Origin of the sequence: Collinsella sp. BA40 (assembly GCF_008014645.1) — a bacterium.
GTDB lineage: Bacteria > Actinomycetota > Coriobacteriia > Coriobacteriales > Coriobacteriaceae > Collinsella.
Genome location: NZ_VOWY01000003.1, coordinates 40,334 through 57,418, shown reverse-complemented (window position 1 = coordinate 57,418; position 17,085 = coordinate 40,334). Strand labels below are relative to the sequence as shown.

Genomic DNA, 17,085 nt, shown 5'->3' with positions numbered 1-17,085 from the left:
CCCAATCGTAATGCCTTGAAGGTGAAAGAGCCGCCCTTACGGACGGCTCAAACTGTAATGGGGCTGCTGACGCGGAAGCCTGACGGTAAGGGCCGAGCTGCGCCCGTACGGGTTCGAATCCCCGCGCGTGCCATGAAAAAAGCGAGCCCGGCGGACTCGCAATCTCAACAAATCTGGCGGAGAGAGGGGGATTCGGGGACGGCTGCGCCGTCCTCCGCTGCGGGGCCTGGCGGCCCCTTGCGCGCTGCGCTGGCGAATGCTCGGCGCATTCGCTCAGCTCCGCGCCCGTACGGGTTCGAATCCCCGCGCGTGCCATGAAAAAAGCGAGCCCGGCGGACTCGCTTTCGCTCTCGCAATGGCGGAGAGAGGGGGATTCGAACCCCCGGAACGCTTGCGCGCCCAACGGTTTTCAAGACCGCCGCATTCAACCGCTCTGCCATCTCTCCATGCTTGGTAATGATAGCATCGAATGGAATTGGTATGTGAGAAAGGACGTTGATGCAGCTGAGTGAGCAGGAGGAGACCACATCTCACGAGCGCTTCATGCGCGCGGCGCTGGACGAGGCGCGGTTGGCCGCGCAGATGGGCGAGGTTCCCATCGGTGCCGTGTTGGTGCGCGAAGGCGAAATCATCGCCCGTGCGCACAACGTGCGCGAACGAGATGACGACCCGTCGTCGCACGCCGAATTCAGCGCGATCATGGCTGCATCGAGGAAGCTGGGACGCTGGCGCTTGTCGGACTGCATCGTCTACGTCACACTCGAGCCGTGCCTCATGTGCGCGGGGCTCATGATCAACGCCCGCATCGGGGCCTGCATCTACGGCGCGCCCGATCCCAAGGGCGGTGCGTTGGGCAGCCTCTATGCGGTCAACGACGACGCGCGCCTCAACCATCGTTTCGCCGTGATTCCGGGCGTGCTGGAAGATGAGTGCGCCGGCGTGCTCAAGTCGTTCTTCGCCACCATGCGCGCGTCGCGTAAGGCTGCGATGCGGGCGGAGGCGCCGGCGGCTCCGGTGCAGGAGGGCGCCCCGACTGATGCCGCGCCCGAGGCCCTTCGAGATGCTGCGGGCGCGCTGCCGGCGGACGCCGGCGCTGCGGGCGATGCCGCCGATGCCTACGAGCTGGCCGAGCGCGTGCATCTGGAAAAGCGCGACCGCGACCGCATCCGCACCACGGGCGTCCCGCGCGCCGTTCGCGCCGCGATGCCCCCTGCGGCCTCGCCCTCGTTCGTCCTTGCTATCGACTCGTTCAAGGGGTCGGCTGCGAGCGACCAGGTGGAGCGATGGTTCGAGGAGGGTGTGCGCCGCGCGTGCCCGTCGGCGCGTGTCGAATGCGTCTTGCTCGCCGACGGCGGCGAGGGCACGGTGGCCGCGGCGTCCCGTGCGCTGGACGGCACCATGCGCGCCGTTGCGGTGTCGGACCCCTTCGGCCGCGTCATCGAGGCGGAATACCTGCTCACCCATGACGGCGAGGCGATCATCGAGGCTTCTGCCGCAGCGGGCGTCGAGTTTTCGGGCTGCACGCACGATGAGGCGTTGCGCGCGTCGTCCTATGGCGTGGGCGAATTGGTTCGCGACGCCGTGTGCGCGGGCGCCAGCCGCATCTACGTGGGCCTGGGCGGAAGCGCGACGAGCGACGGCGGCACGGGACTGCTGAGCGCCCTGGGTGCGCGCGTACTGGACGCGCGGGGCCGCGAGGTCCCGCCCGGGCTCGAGGGCTTGGCGCACGTCGCCTCCGTGGACCTTGCCCCGGCCGTCGAGGCGTTGGGGAAGACCGAACTCATCGCATTGGTCGACGTCGAGAATCCGCTGGTCGGCAAACGCGGCGCCGTACGCGTTTTCGGTCCCCAGAAGGGCCTGGCCGACCTGCCCACGCCGCGGGGAGACTGCGCCACGCTCTTCGACCAGCTCGATCGCGACATGATCTCGTATGCCTCGAAGCTGGATGATGCGCGCGCCGCGTGCGCGGGCACGGGCCGGCAGGAGGGCGAGCGCCGATTCCGCACCGTTTCGGGCGTGCCGGGCGCCGGTGCGGCGGGAGGTTTGGGAGCCGCGCTGCTGGCCTGCGGAGCGAAGCTCGTATCGGGTGCGGAGGCGTTGCTCGACCTGTTGGATTTCGACGAACTTCTGGCCGACGCCGACGTCGTGGTTACGGGCGAGGGGCGCATCGACGAGCAGACGGCGGCCGGCAAGGGCCCTGCCATCGTGGCGCGCCGCGCGGCGCGCGCCGGTAAGCCGGTGGTGGCGGTGGCGGGCGGAAGGTCGATGAACCTGGACGCGGTGTACCGTGCCGGCGTCGACGCCGTCCTGCCCGTCCTGCGCGCCCCCATGCCGCTCGATCGCGCGCTTTCTGCCGAGGAGACGCGCCGCAACCTGGTGTGCGCGGGCGAAACGGTCGCGCGCATGCTGTCGATGCGCCGTTTGCGCTAGGGGCATGCGCGCGTGCTCCGCGGCGAGGTGCTCGTTTCCCAGCCGGTTGTTCGCGCACGCCGCTCGAACAGCCGGCCCGGGCGCGCGGCATCGTCGCCTCCGCCCCCTTCGTCCCATCCGTCTCGATATACGTTCGCGACCCCTTGGAGGACCCATGGATACCGATGCAACCGTTTACGACTTCGACGAGGTTATCGATCGCCGTCATGCGCCGTATAGCTACTCGAGCAAATGGAGCACGAGCGCGGCGACGGCCGAGCACAACGGCGTGTCCGCTATCACCGACGACCACATCGCGCTGTTTACCGCAGACATGGATTTCCGCTGCGCCGCGCCGATCGTCGACGCGTTGCGCGCGACGGCCGACCACGGCGTTTTCGGCTATTCGACGCTGGACGGCTGCGAGCGTTATCACGCGGCGGTGGCCGGATGGTTTGCGAGGCGCGATGGCTGGAAGATCAACCCGGACCTCATGACGTTCTGCGCGGGCACGGTTCGCGCGCTGCAGTACGCCATCGAGGCCTTCACCCAGCCGGGCGAGGGCGTGATCATCCAACGGCCGGTCTACCCGCCGTTTGCCGGGAGCGTCGAGGACGCCGGCCGCGCGCTCCTCGATAACCATCTGGTGCGCCAGGCGGATGGCGCCGAGACGGGCGACCTGTACTACACGATGGATTACGAGGGGCTTGAGGAGCTCGCCGCCCGTCCGGACGCCACGATGCTCATCCTGTGCAACCCGCATAATCCGGTTGGTCGCGTATGGACGAGCGAAGAGCTGGAGCGCGTGGCCGATATCTGCACGCGCAACGGCGTGATGATCGTTGCCGACGAGATCCACGGCGATCTGCTGCGCCCCGGCGTGTGCATGCGTCACCTTGCGCAGGTGGCGCCGTATGCGCGCGTGATGACCTGCACCGCGGTGAACAAGACCTTCAACCTGGCGGGCCTGTCGGCGACGAACGTGGTGTTCAGCGACGCACGCGACCGCGTTCGCTTCGAGCGGGCGATGCGGTTCTCGGAGCCAACGCCCTTCGGTATCAGCGCGGTGATCGCCGCCTACGAGCAGGGCGAGCCCTGGCTCGAGCAGTGCCTTTCCTATCTGGACGGCACCATCGACGCGGTCCTCGGCTTCTTTGCCGAGCGCCTACCCGATGTGCGCGTGCGCCGGCCCGAGGGCACGTATGTCCTGTGGTTCGATTTCGAAGACCGCTGCCGTGCGTTGGGAATCGACGGGGCCGAGCTGCATCGCCGCATCTACGAGGAGGCCAAGGTCATCCTGCAGGACGGCGTGAAGTTCGACCCGCGTGACGGTGAATTCTTCCAGCGCATGTGCGTGCCGAGTCCGCGCTCGGTCCTGATGGAGGCCTGCGAGCGCATCGCACGCGTGCTGTAAGGGGAGCGTATTTAGGTCTCGACTTTCACTCCCGCTTTGCGGTAAGATAGACGACACGCGCCCCGCGCGTTCGATGGGTTCGGGTGACGATATGTTCCGAATCTGGTCAGGTCCGGAAGGAAGCAGCCATAAGGAGCCTCTGACGGGCATCCGTTCCCATCGAACGCACGGGGTTTTTTGTATGCAGGGCGATTTTCGGGGCCGGCCGCATGGTGCGTCGGTCGAGCTACCGCTTTATAACAATCGTGTTAGGTGCGTTTTCGAATTCGGTAAGAGAATAGGGGTCTCGGAGCCTTTCAAGACAGGGGTTCGAGGTCTGCTCTATCATGGGTGCGTATTATCCGCGTCGTGGTAGGGAGCGCGCTCGTGCTGAGGCTCATCAAACGTTTCGTCGGTGTATATCGCCGCTATTTCATCCTGGGACCTCTGGCCAAGCTCGTTGAAGTCTGCTTCGATCTGGTGACGCCGCTCGTGGTCGCCAGCATGATCGACGTGGGCGTGGCCGGCCGCGACGTGGATGCCGTGCTGCGCCACGGCGCGGTGCTGGTGCTCATGGCGGTGGTTGGCATCTCGGCCACGCTGGTGTGCCAGAAGATGGCTGCGCTGGCGTCGCAGGGCATGGGCACGGATATGAGGCGCGAGCTCTATGCGCAGATCAACCGGCTGTCGTGCGCGGACCTCGATCGGTTCGGCACGCCCTCGCTCATCACGCGCGTGACCAACGATGTCAACCAGATGCAGCTGGCAATCGCGCTGGCCGTGCGCATGCTCATTCGCTGGCCGTTCCTGGCGTTGGGCTCCATGATGGCGGCGCTTCTTATCGACGTGCAGCTGGGTGTGGTGTTCTTGGTATGCACGCCGCTGATCGGATTCGTGTTCTGGCTGGTCATGGCTAAGAGCGTTCCGTTTTTCAAGGAGATGCAGGCCAAGCTCGATCGCGTGGCCCTGGTGCAGCGCGAGGCGCTTTCGGGGGCCCGCGTGATTCGCGCGTTCTCGCGCGAACGCGACGAGCGCGTTCGCTTCGACGGGGCGGCAACGGAGCAGTCGACGGTGGCCATAGCCGTGGGCAAGCTGTCGAGCGTGCTCAACCCCGTGACCTTTCTCGTGATGAACCTGGGTGTATGCGCCATCTTGTGGAGCGGCGGCATGGTCGTGGACACGGGTCGCCTGACGCAGGGCGAGGTCGTCGCCTTTGTGAACTATATGACCCAGACGCTGCTCGCCATCGTCTACGTGGCCAACCTGGTGGTGGTGTTCACCAGGGCGTCGGCCAGTGCGAGCCGTATAAACGAGGTGTTGGATTGCGAGCCCGCGCTGGCGTGCGCGGCGGATGCGGGTTGGGACATGGACCAGGCCCTCGTGTCCGGTGCGCCCGCGTTGAGTTTCCATGGGGTGGCGTTTCGCTATCCGTCCGCATCGGCCAACGCGGTCGAGGACATTACCTTTCAGCTGCCCATGGGCGGGACGCTGGGCATCATAGGCGGTACGGGCTCGGGCAAGTCGACGCTCGGCGCGCTGATGGCCCGCCTGTACGATGCGAGCGCGGGTTCGGTCGACGTATTCGGTGCCGACGTGCGCGATTGGCCGCTGGAGCGGCTGCGCGCGTCCGTGGGCGTGGTTCCGCAGGCGGTGCAGCTCGTGTCCGGCACGGTGGCCTCCAATCTGCGCTGGCGCGATGCGAACGCGAGCGATGCGGAGCTGTGGCGCGCCCTCGAGGTCGCGCAGGCGGCGGAGTTCGTCCGCGCGTGCCCGGCGGGACTGGAGACGCCGGTCGAGGCGGGCGGCAAGAACTTCAGCGGGGGCCAGCGCCAGCGCTTGACGATCGCGCGGGCCCTGGTGGGCGATCCGTGGCTGCTGGTGCTCGACGATGCGTCGTCGGCGCTCGACCTGCGCACCGATGCCGCGCTGCGCCGCGCGCTGCGCGCGCTGGCGCGCGAACGGGCGCGCGCGGGACGGCCGCTTACCACGGTGGTCGTGTCCCAGCGCGTTTCGGCCGTGCGCGATGCCGATCTGGTCTGCGTGATGCGCCGCGGTCGCGCGGTGGGGCTGGGTTCCCATGAGGAGCTGCTGCGAACATGCGAGGTCTACCGCGAGATCTGCGCGTCGCAGCTCGCGGGCGAGGAGGTGGCGTAGCGTGAATCCCTATGTTTCCACCGGCTCCGTCTCTACGGTCACATCGAATATCGCCGGCGGCGACGGCCGTCGCCGGGAGGGCGGGGCGCCGCTCGATTCGCTTGCGCCCGCGACTCCGCTGAGCGCCCGGGTGATCACGTGCCGCCTGCTGGGGTTCGTACGCCCCCATGCGCTGTCATTCGTCGCCTCCTTTGCGGCGGCTGCGGCCTCGGTGGTGCTGCAGCTCGCCGTCCCGCTGCTTATAGGGCGCGCCATCGACGCCATGGTTGGTGCCGGCGGGGTGTCGTTCGAGGTGCTCGCGCCTTTGGTGGCGCAGCTTGCGGTGCTGACGCTCGCCGCCGCCGCCTTCCAGTGGGCGCAGGGGTATTGCGTGAACCGCCTGACGTATCGGTGCGTGCGGGATATGCGCATCGCGGCGAGCGATAAGATCAGCCGCATGCCCATCTCGTTTATCGATGCCCATCCGCATGGCGACCTCATCTCGCGCGTGGTCAACGACGTGGACCAGATCGGCGACGGCTTGCTGCAGGGGCTCAGCCAGCTCTTCGGCGGCATCGTGACCATCGTCGGCACGCTGGCGTTCATGCTGTCGGTCTCGGTGCCCATGGCGATGGTCGTGGTCCTGGCCACGCCCTTCTCGATTCTTGCTGCTGCCCTGATCGCGCGCGTATCCAATAAGAGCTTCGCGGACCAGCAGCGAATTCAGGGCAGGCTGGGCGCCCATATCGAGGAATATGTGGGCAGCCAGCGCCTGGTGAGCACCTTCGGGTTCGGCCCGCGCGCCCAGGAGCGCTTCGATGCGATGAACGCCGAGCTCTATACCGCGGGCGAGCGTGCGCAGTTCATGGGGTCGCTGTCCAATCCGGGCACGCGCTTCATCAACAACCTGATATACGCGGCGGTAGCGGTTATGGGCTGCCTGTGCGTGGTCACGGGTGCGCCCGCGCCGCTTACGGTGGGCGGCGTGCAGGTGTTTTTGAGCTATGCCAACCAGTACACCAAGCCATTCAACGAGATCACGAGCGTGGTCACGCAGGTGCAGACGGCCTATGCCTCGGCCCGCCGCCTGTTCGCCCTGCTCGACGCCGTCGAGGAGACGCCCGATGCCCCGAATGCGCGCCCGCTGCACGATGTGCGCGGCGAAGTTGATTTCGACCACGTAGGCTTCCGCTATACGCCCGATCGCCCGCTGCTTCACGACATCTGCATCCATGCGGCCCCGGGCGCGCGCATCGCCCTGGTGGGGCCCACCGGATGCGGCAAGACCACCCTCATCAACTTGCTGCTGCGGTTCTACGATGTCCAACAGGGGCGCATCGAGCTGGACGGCGTGGACGTGGCAGACCTGGCCCGCAGCGACGTGCGGTCGCGCTTCGGCATGGTGCTGCAGGATACCTGGCTGTTCGAGGGGACGGTGCATGAGAACATCGCCTACGGACGTCCGGACGCGACGCGCGAGCAGGTGGTCGCCGCGGCCCGCAAGGCGCATGCGGACGGGTTCATCGACGCGTTGCCCCAGGGGTACGATACGGTGCTGGGCGAGGGCGGCGGCACGCTCTCGCAGGGGCAGCGGCAGCTGCTGTGCATTGCGCGCGTGCTGCTGGTAGACCCCGCCATCTTGCTGCTGGACGAGGCGACGAGCTCGATCGACACGCGCACCGAGCTGCAGGTGCAGGCGGCGTTCGACGAGCTGATGCGCGGGCGGACGAGTTTCGTGGTGGCCCATCGCCTCTCGACGATCCGCGAGGCCGACTGCATCGTGGTGATGCGCGACGGCGGCGTTGTGGAGCGCGGCACGCACGAGGAGCTTCTTGCCGCAGGCGGTTTCTACGCCGACCTGTACAAGAGCCAGTGGGAGGAGGCATAGGATACGGATGCATTGAGCGCGGCTCGGCGGACGCGTCGGTGTTCGGGGCATCGCCGTTCGATTGCGCTCGCGTAAAGGTACGTTAAGCTTGCGGCTTCGCCATTGGTTTCAAGCCGCGGGTATGGCTATAGTAAAGGGACCGTTTACGCCCTGTTATTGTTTGGCACGGCGTCGGCGCATATCGACCGGCCGCGGCGCCCATTGCGCCGCTCGCCACCGTAGCGCGGCCGGGGTGCCGCCCGAGGTGAGGTTTCCATGGATGCTACCGTACCGTCTGTCCGCACATCGGCGCCGCTTCAGCTGAAGGGCGCCCATAACGTACGCGACCTGGGCGGTTATCCGTTTACGCGCGACGACGGCACGACGGGGACCACCGCTTCGGGCGCGTTCTTGCGCTCGGGGACGCTGGGTTGGCTGCGGGCGTCGGATCGCGCCTTCCTGCGCGCTTACGGGCTGCGGCGCGTGGTGGACGTGCGCAGCAATTTCGAGCTCAAGTACTGGCCCGATCCATATGGCGAGCATCCCCAGCCCGGCGTGAGCTACACCCATATCCCCATGCTCGACCAGCTCAACTCGAGTGGCTTCCGCGGCGCGCTCCCCGCATGCATGTTCGATGTATACCGGTCGCTTCTCGATGACAGCTCCGCCAGTCTGCGCCAGGTGTTCGAGGCCCTCGATGGCGAAGGGTGCTCGCTGTTCCACTGCCGGGCGGGCAAGGACCGCACGGGCGTGATCGCCATGCTGTTGCTGGGCCTTGCCGGCGTGGACGACGTTCATATCGTGGCGGATTATGCGGTTACGCAGCGGTATATGGGCCGCGGTCTTCGGGCGCAGCGCCTGGGCGTATCGATATTGCTGTTCAAGGAGGTGCCGAGCTGCCTGTTCGAGTCGGCGCCCGAGGAGATGGAGCGAACGCTGGAGTATTTCCACGAAACGTACGGCACGGCCCGTGCGTACCTGCGGGACGTTGCCGGCTGTTCGCCAGAGCTCCTGGACCGCATTACCGCGCGGCTGCGCGGGGATGATGTGGTGGCACGCTGGCGTTAGCGCGATGTCTGGTCGGCGTATGGGGCGGGTAAAGAGTTCGCCTTTGTGTACATTCGCTGTAAAGCGTCGCGCCGCTTCGTCTGGCCCGCGCCCTTTGACAAAAAATCGATAAACGAGCGCTAGTATTGTTGGCTGCAACAATCGGGTGTGCGCACGCATGGGTCGCGTCGCGCGTGAAGCCATAGGACAGGTTGGTATGTTGGTAGCCCTCATCTCGCTCGCGGCCCTTGCGGCCACTGTTTACGCTCTCGTGCGCGCGGTGCGCGCGATGGACCTCGACAAGAAAGAGGCGCGCAGCCGCTACCTGTCCGCAGGGCTGTTCCTGGCGCTTCAGGCGTTCGTGGGCGTGTATGCCGCCGTGGGCATGGTCGAGAACGATATCCTCTCGGCGCTGGTCCTAAACGCCGTGCTGAGCGCGCTGTCCCTGGCGAGTGCGTGCGCTCCCCAGATGAAGGAGCGCCTCGCAGCGTATCTGGGGCCGCAGGGCCGCTTCCCGCACCCGCTGGTCGGCGCCATCATCTTCGTGCTGCTGGGCGGCGCCTTCGCCACGCTGGCGCTCGAGGTGCCCAGCAACCATAATCTGCTATGGATGTACCCGCTGTGCCTGCTGCTCGAGTGGGGCATCGTCACCGCGCTCCTCGGCGGCCTGTTCCTCATCTTCCAGCGCCGCGCCGGCGTGCCGAGCGTGCTCGCGCTGCTGTTCTTCGTCCTGGGCCTGGCCGAGCACTTCGTGATCACCTTCAAGTCCATGCCCATCGCACCGGGCGACCTTTCGGCCCTGTCCACCGCCATGGCCGTGGCGGGCACGGGCTACTCCTACATCCTCAACCCGTTTTGCCTGTACGGCATGGCGTTCGCCGCGCTTGCCGTCTATGCGCTGCGCCTGGCCGCGCTCATCGCGCCGAGGAATCAGGGCGACAAGCGGGCGCTCGTCGTCAACCTGCTCGCGGGCGTGCTGTGCATCGCGGGCGTGGGCGCGCATGTGACGATGGTCGACTACTACAACCAGCTCAATATCCAGGTATACACCTGGCGCCCGCTGGAGAGCTATTACCGCCAGGGCTTCCTGCCCAGCTTCATTTCCGGCGCGCAGACCATCAAGCCGCCGGTGCCCGAGGGCTACAACATCGGCACGGCCAAGGACCTTATGGCCGAGTACGCCGAGGAATACGACGCCGCCGAGGGCGCGAGCATCGAGCGCCAGCAGGCCTCCGCGCAGTTCGGCGAGAAGAAACCCGCGATCGTCACCATCATGAACGAGACGTTCGCAGACCTCTCCATCTACCAGAACCTGCATGCCGGCTACGAGGGTCCGCAGTTCTACAAGAACATCCCCGATGCGCTGCAGCGCGGCATCCTGTACGTGTCGGCATACGGCGGTGGCACCTGCAACACCGAGTTCGAGTACCTTACCGGCAACTCCATGGCGTTTTTGGGCTCGGGTACCTATCCGTACACCATCTACGACCTGGCGCGCACCGAATCGCTGCCCAAGCAGTTCCGCGACCTGGGCTACAAGACGACGGCGATCCATCCCAATCACGGTACCAACTGGAACCGCGAGAACGTGTATAAGACGCTGGGATTCGACCAGTTCCTCACCATCAAGGATTTCCAGGATGCCGAGAAGCTGCGCGGCATGGTGACGGATGCCGCCACCTATGATGCGATCCTCGAGATGCTCGAGTCCGATGAGTCCCCGCAGTTCATCTTCGACGTGACCATGCAGAACCACTCCGGCTACGAGACGGGGCTCGTTCCCTTCGACAAGCAGGTGGATTACCCTATCGATGGCATGAGCGACCCCGAGGTCAACGAGTACCTGGCCCTGATCGAGGAGTCCGATCGGGCGCTGAAGGACTTCCTGGCGGCGCTGCGCAAGCTCGACCGCGAGGTCATCGTGGTCTTCTTCGGCGATCACCAGCCGTTCTTCCCCGATAGGTTCAACGAGCAGTGGTTCCCGGGCGAAGACGAGGCGGCGCACGCCGAGCGCCTGTGGCAGACCGACTACATCATCTGGGCCAACTACGACGTGGCCGGCCGGGATCAGGAGAGTTCGGTAGACGACCTCTCTACGAATTATCTGGGCAGCGCGATGATGAATCTGGTGGGCGCGCCCATGACCGCATGGGAGAAGGCGCACGTTATGTTGAGGCGCGATCTTCCCGCGCTCAATGCGACGGGCTTCGAGGATAAGAGCCTGCGCTGGTATCTGTCGAGCGCCGCTACCGCGCCCGAGGACTATCCGAAGGGAAGCCCCGTCGCCGAGGCCATCGCGGCGCGCGAGAACCTGGCTAAGATGCAGTACTTCATGATGTTCCGCGATGGCAAGGATATCTACACCAAGGTGTTCCAGAGCGCGGCGAACGAGACCGATCCCAACCTCGCACCTGGTACCACGAAGATCAAGTAACACGCCGACGCGCGTACACGGCTGTAAGCCCTCCTGCGGTAAGATGCATACACGTATCCATCGACGCAGGAGGGCTTTTCTTATGGCAAGCGACATGACGACCGGCGAATGCGCGTGGCAGCACGATGTGCTGGATGTGATCGACGCGCGCTCATCGACGCGCAAGTTCGCCGAGGTGGAGGTGACCGACGAGCAGCGCCAAGCGGTGCTGCATGCAGCGAGCCGCGCGCCGTCGGCGGGCGCGATGATGATGTATTCGATCATCGATATTCGCCAGCAAGAGACGCTGGATCGCCTTTCGGTGCTTTGCGACAACCAGCCGTTTATCGCCAAAGCGCCGTGGGCGCTGGTGTTCGTGGTGGATTATTGCAAGTGGATCGACCTGTTTGAGCACGTAGGTTGCTTGAGCGAGGAGTTCGCTGCCGAGCATGGCTGCGAGCCGCGCTCGACCTGCGGGCTGGGCGACCTGGCCATCGCGGCGCAGGATGCGATCATAGCGGCGCAAAACGCCGTGATCGCAGCGGAGGCCGTGGGGCTGGGAAGCTGCTATATCGGCGATATCGTCGAGAGTGCCGAGGAGGTGGCCGAGCTGCTCGGTCTGCCCGCGCACACCATCCCGCTATCCATGGTGGTGCTCGGCGTGCCGCATAAGGAGCGCCCGGCTACGCCGCATCCCGTTGAGAACCTTGTGATGTCCGAGCGCTATCGCCGTGCGGATGCCGCAACGATGGACGCCCAGGTGGCGGAGATGGATGCGATGTTCAGGCCCCATGCCACCGAGGCCGGCGCCCGTGTGACCGATATCTACACGCGCAAGCATACGAGTGCGTTCATGGCCGAGATGAACCGCTCGATGGAGTGCTGGCTGAGGAATTGGCGCGGCGAGGGGCTGAACGCCGACGCCTAGGCGTGCGCACCGCATCCGCGGTCCGAAAACAAGGCCCGAAACGAACGAAGGCTCCCTGCATGATCGCAGGGAGCCTTCGTCTTGCAGGCTGAAAGCCAGGCCGGTGCGCAGCCTTACGGGCGTGCGTCGGGGTCGATGCGCGTCATGCGGTCGACTTCCTTGAACTTGGTGAACAGAGGAACGTACTCGTAGAACACGCTCGAGCTCTCCAGACCGAACCAGCGCGCCGGCGAGCCGGCGAAGCGGCGAATCGTGTACTTCAGCGCGATGGCCGAGCGCTCGCGGCTGTCGACGTCGCTCTCGGGGGCGAGCATCTTGCGCAGCATGCAGAAGCGGAACGAGCCGATGGGGCCGGGCTGCTTATAGACGGAGTACTCGTGGGTCTGCGGCGGCAGCTCGCCGGAGGCCGAAAGGTCCGAGACCACCTGGCGCAGGTAGGCGTTCACGCGCTGGTTGATCTTATAGCCCAGGTACAGGTGCACGCGGAAGACGTAGTCGGTGCCGAAGGTCTCGACCGAGTACGAGAGCGTGTGCGGCTCGTCCATGACCTCGACGTTGAGGAACCAGTAGGCGCGGGCGCGCTTGGGATGCTTGTCCAGGATCGAGTAGAGGATGTCGCGATCCAGGTAGTTGGTGTTGGCCACGTTGGTGAGGTACACCAGGTTGTCGCTCATGAGCTCGTAGGTCTCGTCGTCGCGCAGGCGGCCGAGCTGGTCCAGGTAGTTGCGGATGGGCAGCAGGGTTGCCTGGCGGCGCTCGACGGCGGTGCCGTTGTACCAACTCACCATGATGCCCATGATGAGGGCGGCCATGAGGATGGTGAAGTAGCCGCCGTGGAAGAACTTCGTGAGCGAGGACACGAAGAAGAAGCCCTCGAGTGCTACGAAGAAGATCACGAAGATCCATGCGGCAATGCGGCGCTTGCGCACGTTATGCAGGAAGAAGAAGAGCAGCACGGAGGTGCAGATCATCGTGATGGTGATGGCCAGGCCGTACGCGGCCTCCATGTGCGCGGAGGACTGGAACAGCAGCACGACCGCGATGCAGCCGACCCACATGACGTTGTTGACCATGGGGATGTAGAGCTGGCCCTTGGTCTCGGCGGGGTAGAACACCTGCATGTGCGGCATGAGGTCCAGGCGGCTGGCTTCGGAGACCAGCGAGAACGCGCCGGTTACCAGCGCCTGCGAGGCGATGATGGCGGCGGCGGTGGACAGGCCGACGGCGAACGGGCGCATGCCCTCGCCGAGCATCTGGAAGAACGGGTTGAGGTCCTGGATGGCGGCGAGCTCGGGGTTGCCGGCGTTGGCCAGCAGCCAGGCGCCCTGGCCCAGGTAGGAGAGCAGCAGGCAAGTCTTCACGAACGGCCAGGTTGCGTAGATGTTGCCCTTGCCCACGTGACCCATATCGGAGTAGAGGGCTTCGGCGCCGGTGGTGGCGAGGAAGCAGCTGCCGAGGATCATGATGCCGGCATGGTTGTTGGGCGACAGCAGGAAGCTGAGGCCGCGCAGGGGGTTGAAGGCCAGCAGGATGGCCGGGTTGCCCAGAACGTAGACCAGGCCGTTGGCGCCTAGGAAGAGGAACCAGAAGGTCATGACCGGTCCGAAGGCGCGGCCGATCTTGCTGGTACCGGCTCGCTGGACGGCGAACAGCAGGCTTACGATGATAAGCGTGATGATGACCACGTTGGTCTGCCCGTCGCCGATGAGCGCGTGCATGGCGGGGATGGTGCGCAGGCCCTCGACGGCGGTGGTGATGGTGACCGCCGGGGTGAGGATGCCATCGGCAAGCAGGGCCGAGCCGCCGAGCATGGCGGGTATGATGAGCCACTTGCCGTATTTGCGCACGATGCTGTACAGGGCGAAGATGCCGCCCTCGCCGTGGTTGTCGGCCTTGAGCGACACCAGCACGTACTTGACGGTGGTGAGCAGGGTGACGGTCCAGATGACCAGCGACAGGGCTCCGAGGATGAATTCCTCGGTCACCTGCATGATGCCGCCCTGGCCTGCCAGCAGCGCCTTGGTCACGTACATGGGCGAGGTTCCGATGTCGCCGTAGACGACGCCCAGCGTGACGAGCATGGCGGCGAGGCTGACCGGGATGTTGTGGCCCTTGTCGCCGTCACTTGTATCGGGCTTGGAGTTCTTCGCGGACTTCCTCTTGAGTTTGCGCTCGTTGGACGGGCGCTGAGCGGCGGTGTCTTCGCTGCTCGTATGCTCCGGAGAATCGGAGACGGTCGTTTGCGTCATCGGTTCTGTGCTCCTTGATGAAACGGGCCCCGGCGCGGCTGCGCGAGGCGAACAAATGCCAAGGTGACCGCCTTGGTGGCTCGCAATTATAGCCTTAATGGACAGCATATGCCATGCCCCCTCTACCTGCAAGAAAGGGCTGTGAAAAGCCTCCCGTCCCGAGGAGGCGGGCGCGGGAGGCTCGTGCGGGGTGCGACTGTTCGCGGTGTGCGGGAACGCTTACGACAGCGGGTCGAGGCCGGCGCGCTCCATGGCCTCCTCGACGGTGTAGCGCTTGACGAGGTAGCAGCGGTGGATGCGCGGGTTGCGGGCGAAGTCCTCGGGAATGGTCTGCGCGGTGATGTCGGTGATGATCACGCCGGCTCGGGCCAGCTTCTCGGTATCCGGCTTGAACGTGCGCAGGTTGCACGAGAAGATGGCCTCGCCCTCGCGGGTGAGCAGGCGCGACAGGCCGATGATGAGCTCGGCGTGGTCGCGCTGCACGTCGAAGGTGCGCGAGCCCATCTTGGTGGAGTTGGAGAACGTGGGCGGGTCGCAGAAGATCAGGTCCCAGCGGTTGCGCGTGAGGCGCTGCTCGGCGATCCAGCGGCGCACGTCGGCACGCACGAACTCGTGGTTCCTGCCGCTGAAGCCGTTCTGCTGCATGTTTCGTTCGGCCCAGGCGAGGTAGGTGTTGGAGAGGTCGACGGTCACCGTCTCCTCTGCGCCCCCGTCGGCCGCGTAGCACGTGGCCGTGCCCGTATAGGCGAAGAGGTTGAGGAAGCGCCGGCAACCGCGGGCATGCTCGCGTACCAGGCCGCGCGTCACGCGGTGGTCGAGGAAGATGCCGGTATCGAGGTAGTCGTCGAAGTTGACGGCGAAGGTGAGCCCGCCCTCCTGGATGAGGGGGAGACGTCGCTCGATGTCCACATCGCCCGTCGTGCCGTTGCTCACGCCCTGCGAGAACGCGGAGCGGCCGGCGTTGGCGTACTGCGAACCGCCGCGCGAGCGCGTGCGCGCGCGGGCGTGGACGCAATCGGGCGACACGTCGAGGATCTGGGGCGCGAGCGCCAGGATATCGAGGAAGCGCGCCTGGGCGATCGCGGGGTCGATGCTCTTGGGCGCGGCGTATTCGGCGATGACGAGCCAGCGGCCCGGCGTCTCGTCGGTGCCCTGGTACAGATCGATGGCGGCCGCGTAGTCGGGCAGGTCGGCATCGTAGACGCGGTAGCAGGTGACGCCGGTGCGCTGAGCCCATTTGCGGCGCAGGCGCGCGACCTTCTTCAGGCGAGCGGCGAATTGCTCCGAGCCGGGCGATAGCACCGGCACCAGGCGGCCGTCGCCCAGGTCGACGGTGTGCGCGGTATCGCTCGTCGCGACGGCGTCCTGCAGGGCCGAGCCGTCGAAGACGAGGATGGCGGCGTCTTCATTGTTGGGCTTTACCTCGATCTGGGCGGCGGGGTCGGTTCCCAGGCCGCGTGCGAAGAGGCTGTCGCGCGAGAGCACGGCAAGCCGCGCGGGCGCCGCGGCGTCGCGCAGGCCGCTGGCGAGCGCGAGGAGCGCGGCAGTCTGCGTGAAGGGCACCTCGGTGGCGTCGGCAACGGCGATGCGGGCGCCGGTCGCGTTGGCCGGCACGGCCTTCAGCATGGCGTCGACGTCGGCGGGGACGAAGGTCGTCTTTCCGCCGAAGCCCGCCTGCTTGAGGACGCGGCCGGCGTATGCGCGCGCGAGCGGGCTGAGGTCGGTTGCCACGACGGAGGCGGTGCGGGAGCGGCCCGCGGCGGCGCGTTCGTCGGCGTCATCGATCAGCTCGCTCCAGGCGTCGGCGTCATGGCGTTGCCAGCCTTCGAACCCCCAGTGCGAGCGAAGCAGGCCGGGCGCGCGGTCGTGGAGCATGTTGAGGGCCTCGAGCTCGAGGCCGCCGCCCGCGCAGGAGAGGTCGAGCAGGGCGGGCATGCCGGCCCCGGCCTCATTGGCTGATGCCTCGCGCACGGCCTCGCCCCAGCCGGCCTGTTCGAGCATGAGGGCGGCGTAGTCGGGGCGCAGCACGTGGGTGGGCGCACCGGGCTTGGTGGCCTCGCGCGGGAGGCGCTTGAAGAGCGGATCGCCCGAGAGGTCGAGATGGATGCTGGCGCGGTCGTTGCGGATGGAGAGCGCGATGCGTGCGTCGGGGTGCTCGGTGTCCACGTCGGCTCGGCTGCCGGCCTCGTCGGCCAGGCGGTCGCAGATGGCGTCCTTCACGCAGAGCGACGAGTAATGGGTGTTGCGCAGCTCGCGATTGGTGCCGCGCGCGGTTACGGCGATGCTCGCCCCGCGGCGCAGGAGCTCTTCCCAGGGCATGCGGTACACGCCGTCGTAGAGGGCGTTGGCGTCCCAGCAATCGAAGCGCCCCAGCACGACGAAGACGCGGCTGGCCAGACGGCTCCACAGGCAGGCGCGATACGCATCGCGCACGGTGCCGGTAAAGGTGACGCGGCCCTTCAGGCGGCGCGTCTTGCGAAGGCCGATGCGCTGCAGCTCGGCGTCGAGCGCCGCCTCGAAGCCCTCGGGGCAGCTGGCGTAGAACTCCAGGTAGGTTCCGGTGAGTGCCGCCGTAGTGGCGCTGTTCATGGTGCCGCCTTTCTTGATGGCGCCGCGGAGATGCTGCTCGCGGCACGTACGTATTCA

Annotated in this window: 9 protein-coding genes, 1 tRNA gene and 1 other RNA gene; 8 read left to right on the top strand and 3 right to left on the bottom strand. The window is 66.3% G+C overall.

The window, feature by feature from the left end:
* Positions 1-356 precede the first annotated feature (356 nt).
* Positions 357-446 (bottom strand) — tRNA-Ser (locus tag E4J93_RS02200).
* A 52-nt stretch (positions 447-498) separates the two neighbouring features.
* Here E4J93_RS02200 and tadA point away from each other — a divergent pair.
* The 8 genes from tadA (at position 499) to E4J93_RS02160 (ending at position 12,190) form a co-directional block, all read left to right on the top strand.
* A complete protein-coding gene (gene tadA, locus E4J93_RS02195) occupies positions 499-2,430 on the top strand; it encodes a tRNA adenosine(34) deaminase TadA (protein ID WP_147587852.1) in 1,932 nt (643 codons plus the stop codon).
* A gap of 154 nt (positions 2,431-2,584) precedes the next feature.
* Positions 2,585-3,823 (top strand): MalY/PatB family protein, encoded by a 1,239-nt coding sequence (locus E4J93_RS02190; protein ID WP_187231570.1) that lies wholly within the window; start codon positions 2,585-2,587, stop codon positions 3,821-3,823.
* Positions 3,824-3,894: 71 nt separating this feature from the next.
* An RNA gene (ffs, locus tag E4J93_RS02185) (signal recognition particle sRNA small type) lies at positions 3,895-3,988 on the top strand.
* 201 nt (positions 3,989-4,189) lie between these two features.
* On the top strand, positions 4,190-5,956 hold the full coding sequence (locus tag E4J93_RS02180; RefSeq protein ID WP_147587850.1) for an ABC transporter ATP-binding protein: 1,767 nt from the start codon (positions 4,190-4,192) through the stop codon (positions 5,954-5,956).
* A gap of 1 nt (position 5,957) precedes the next feature.
* On the top strand, positions 5,958-7,823 hold the full coding sequence (locus E4J93_RS02175; protein WP_255431873.1) for an ABC transporter ATP-binding protein: 1,866 nt from the start codon (positions 5,958-5,960) through the stop codon (positions 7,821-7,823).
* Between the two features lie 255 nt (positions 7,824-8,078).
* Complete coding sequence (locus E4J93_RS02170) at positions 8,079-8,870, top strand: tyrosine-protein phosphatase (RefSeq protein ID WP_147587848.1); 792 nt, start codon at positions 8,079-8,081, stop codon at positions 8,868-8,870.
* A gap of 196 nt (positions 8,871-9,066) precedes the next feature.
* Positions 9,067-11,283 (top strand): LTA synthase family protein, encoded by a 2,217-nt coding sequence (locus E4J93_RS02165; protein WP_147587847.1) that lies wholly within the window; start codon positions 9,067-9,069, stop codon positions 11,281-11,283.
* An 82-nt stretch (positions 11,284-11,365) separates the two neighbouring features.
* Positions 11,366-12,190, top strand: coding sequence for a nitroreductase family protein (locus E4J93_RS02160; RefSeq protein WP_255431872.1), 825 nt, complete (start codon positions 11,366-11,368; stop codon positions 12,188-12,190).
* Positions 12,191-12,303: 113 nt separating this feature from the next.
* On the opposite strand, the gene E4J93_RS02155 is transcribed toward E4J93_RS02160, so the two are convergent.
* Positions 12,304-14,439 carry a KUP/HAK/KT family potassium transporter gene (locus tag E4J93_RS02155; protein WP_147587846.1) on the bottom strand — a complete coding sequence of 712 codons (2,136 nt, stop codon included), beginning with the start codon at positions 14,437-14,439 and terminating at the stop codon, positions 12,304-12,306.
* Positions 14,440-14,658: 219 nt separating this feature from the next.
* Positions 14,659-17,028, bottom strand: coding sequence for a bifunctional 23S rRNA (guanine(2069)-N(7))-methyltransferase RlmK/23S rRNA (guanine(2445)-N(2))-methyltransferase RlmL (gene rlmKL / locus E4J93_RS02150; RefSeq protein ID WP_147587845.1), 2,370 nt, complete (start codon positions 17,026-17,028; stop codon positions 14,659-14,661).
* Between the last annotated feature and the right edge of the window lie 57 nt (positions 17,029-17,085).

Bases quoted from the DNA above. Each gene is read 5' to 3' on its own strand.
- E4J93_RS02160 (WP_255431872.1), top strand. From the start codon at position 11,366: ATGGCAAGCGACATGACGACCGGCGAATGCGCGTGGCAGCACGATGTG.
- rlmKL (WP_147587845.1), bottom strand. From the start codon at position 17,028: ATGAACAGCGCCACTACGGCGGCACTCACCGGAACCTACCTGGAGTTC.
- tadA (WP_147587852.1), top strand. From the start codon at position 499: ATGCAGCTGAGTGAGCAGGAGGAGACCACATCTCACGAGCGCTTCATG.
- E4J93_RS02155 (WP_147587846.1), bottom strand. From the start codon at position 14,439: ATGACGCAAACGACCGTCTCCGATTCTCCGGAGCATACGAGCAGCGAA.
- E4J93_RS02170 (WP_147587848.1), top strand. From the start codon at position 8,079: ATGGATGCTACCGTACCGTCTGTCCGCACATCGGCGCCGCTTCAGCTG.
- E4J93_RS02165 (WP_147587847.1), top strand. From the start codon at position 9,067: ATGTTGGTAGCCCTCATCTCGCTCGCGGCCCTTGCGGCCACTGTTTAC.
- E4J93_RS02190 (WP_187231570.1), top strand. From the start codon at position 2,585: ATGGATACCGATGCAACCGTTTACGACTTCGACGAGGTTATCGATCGC.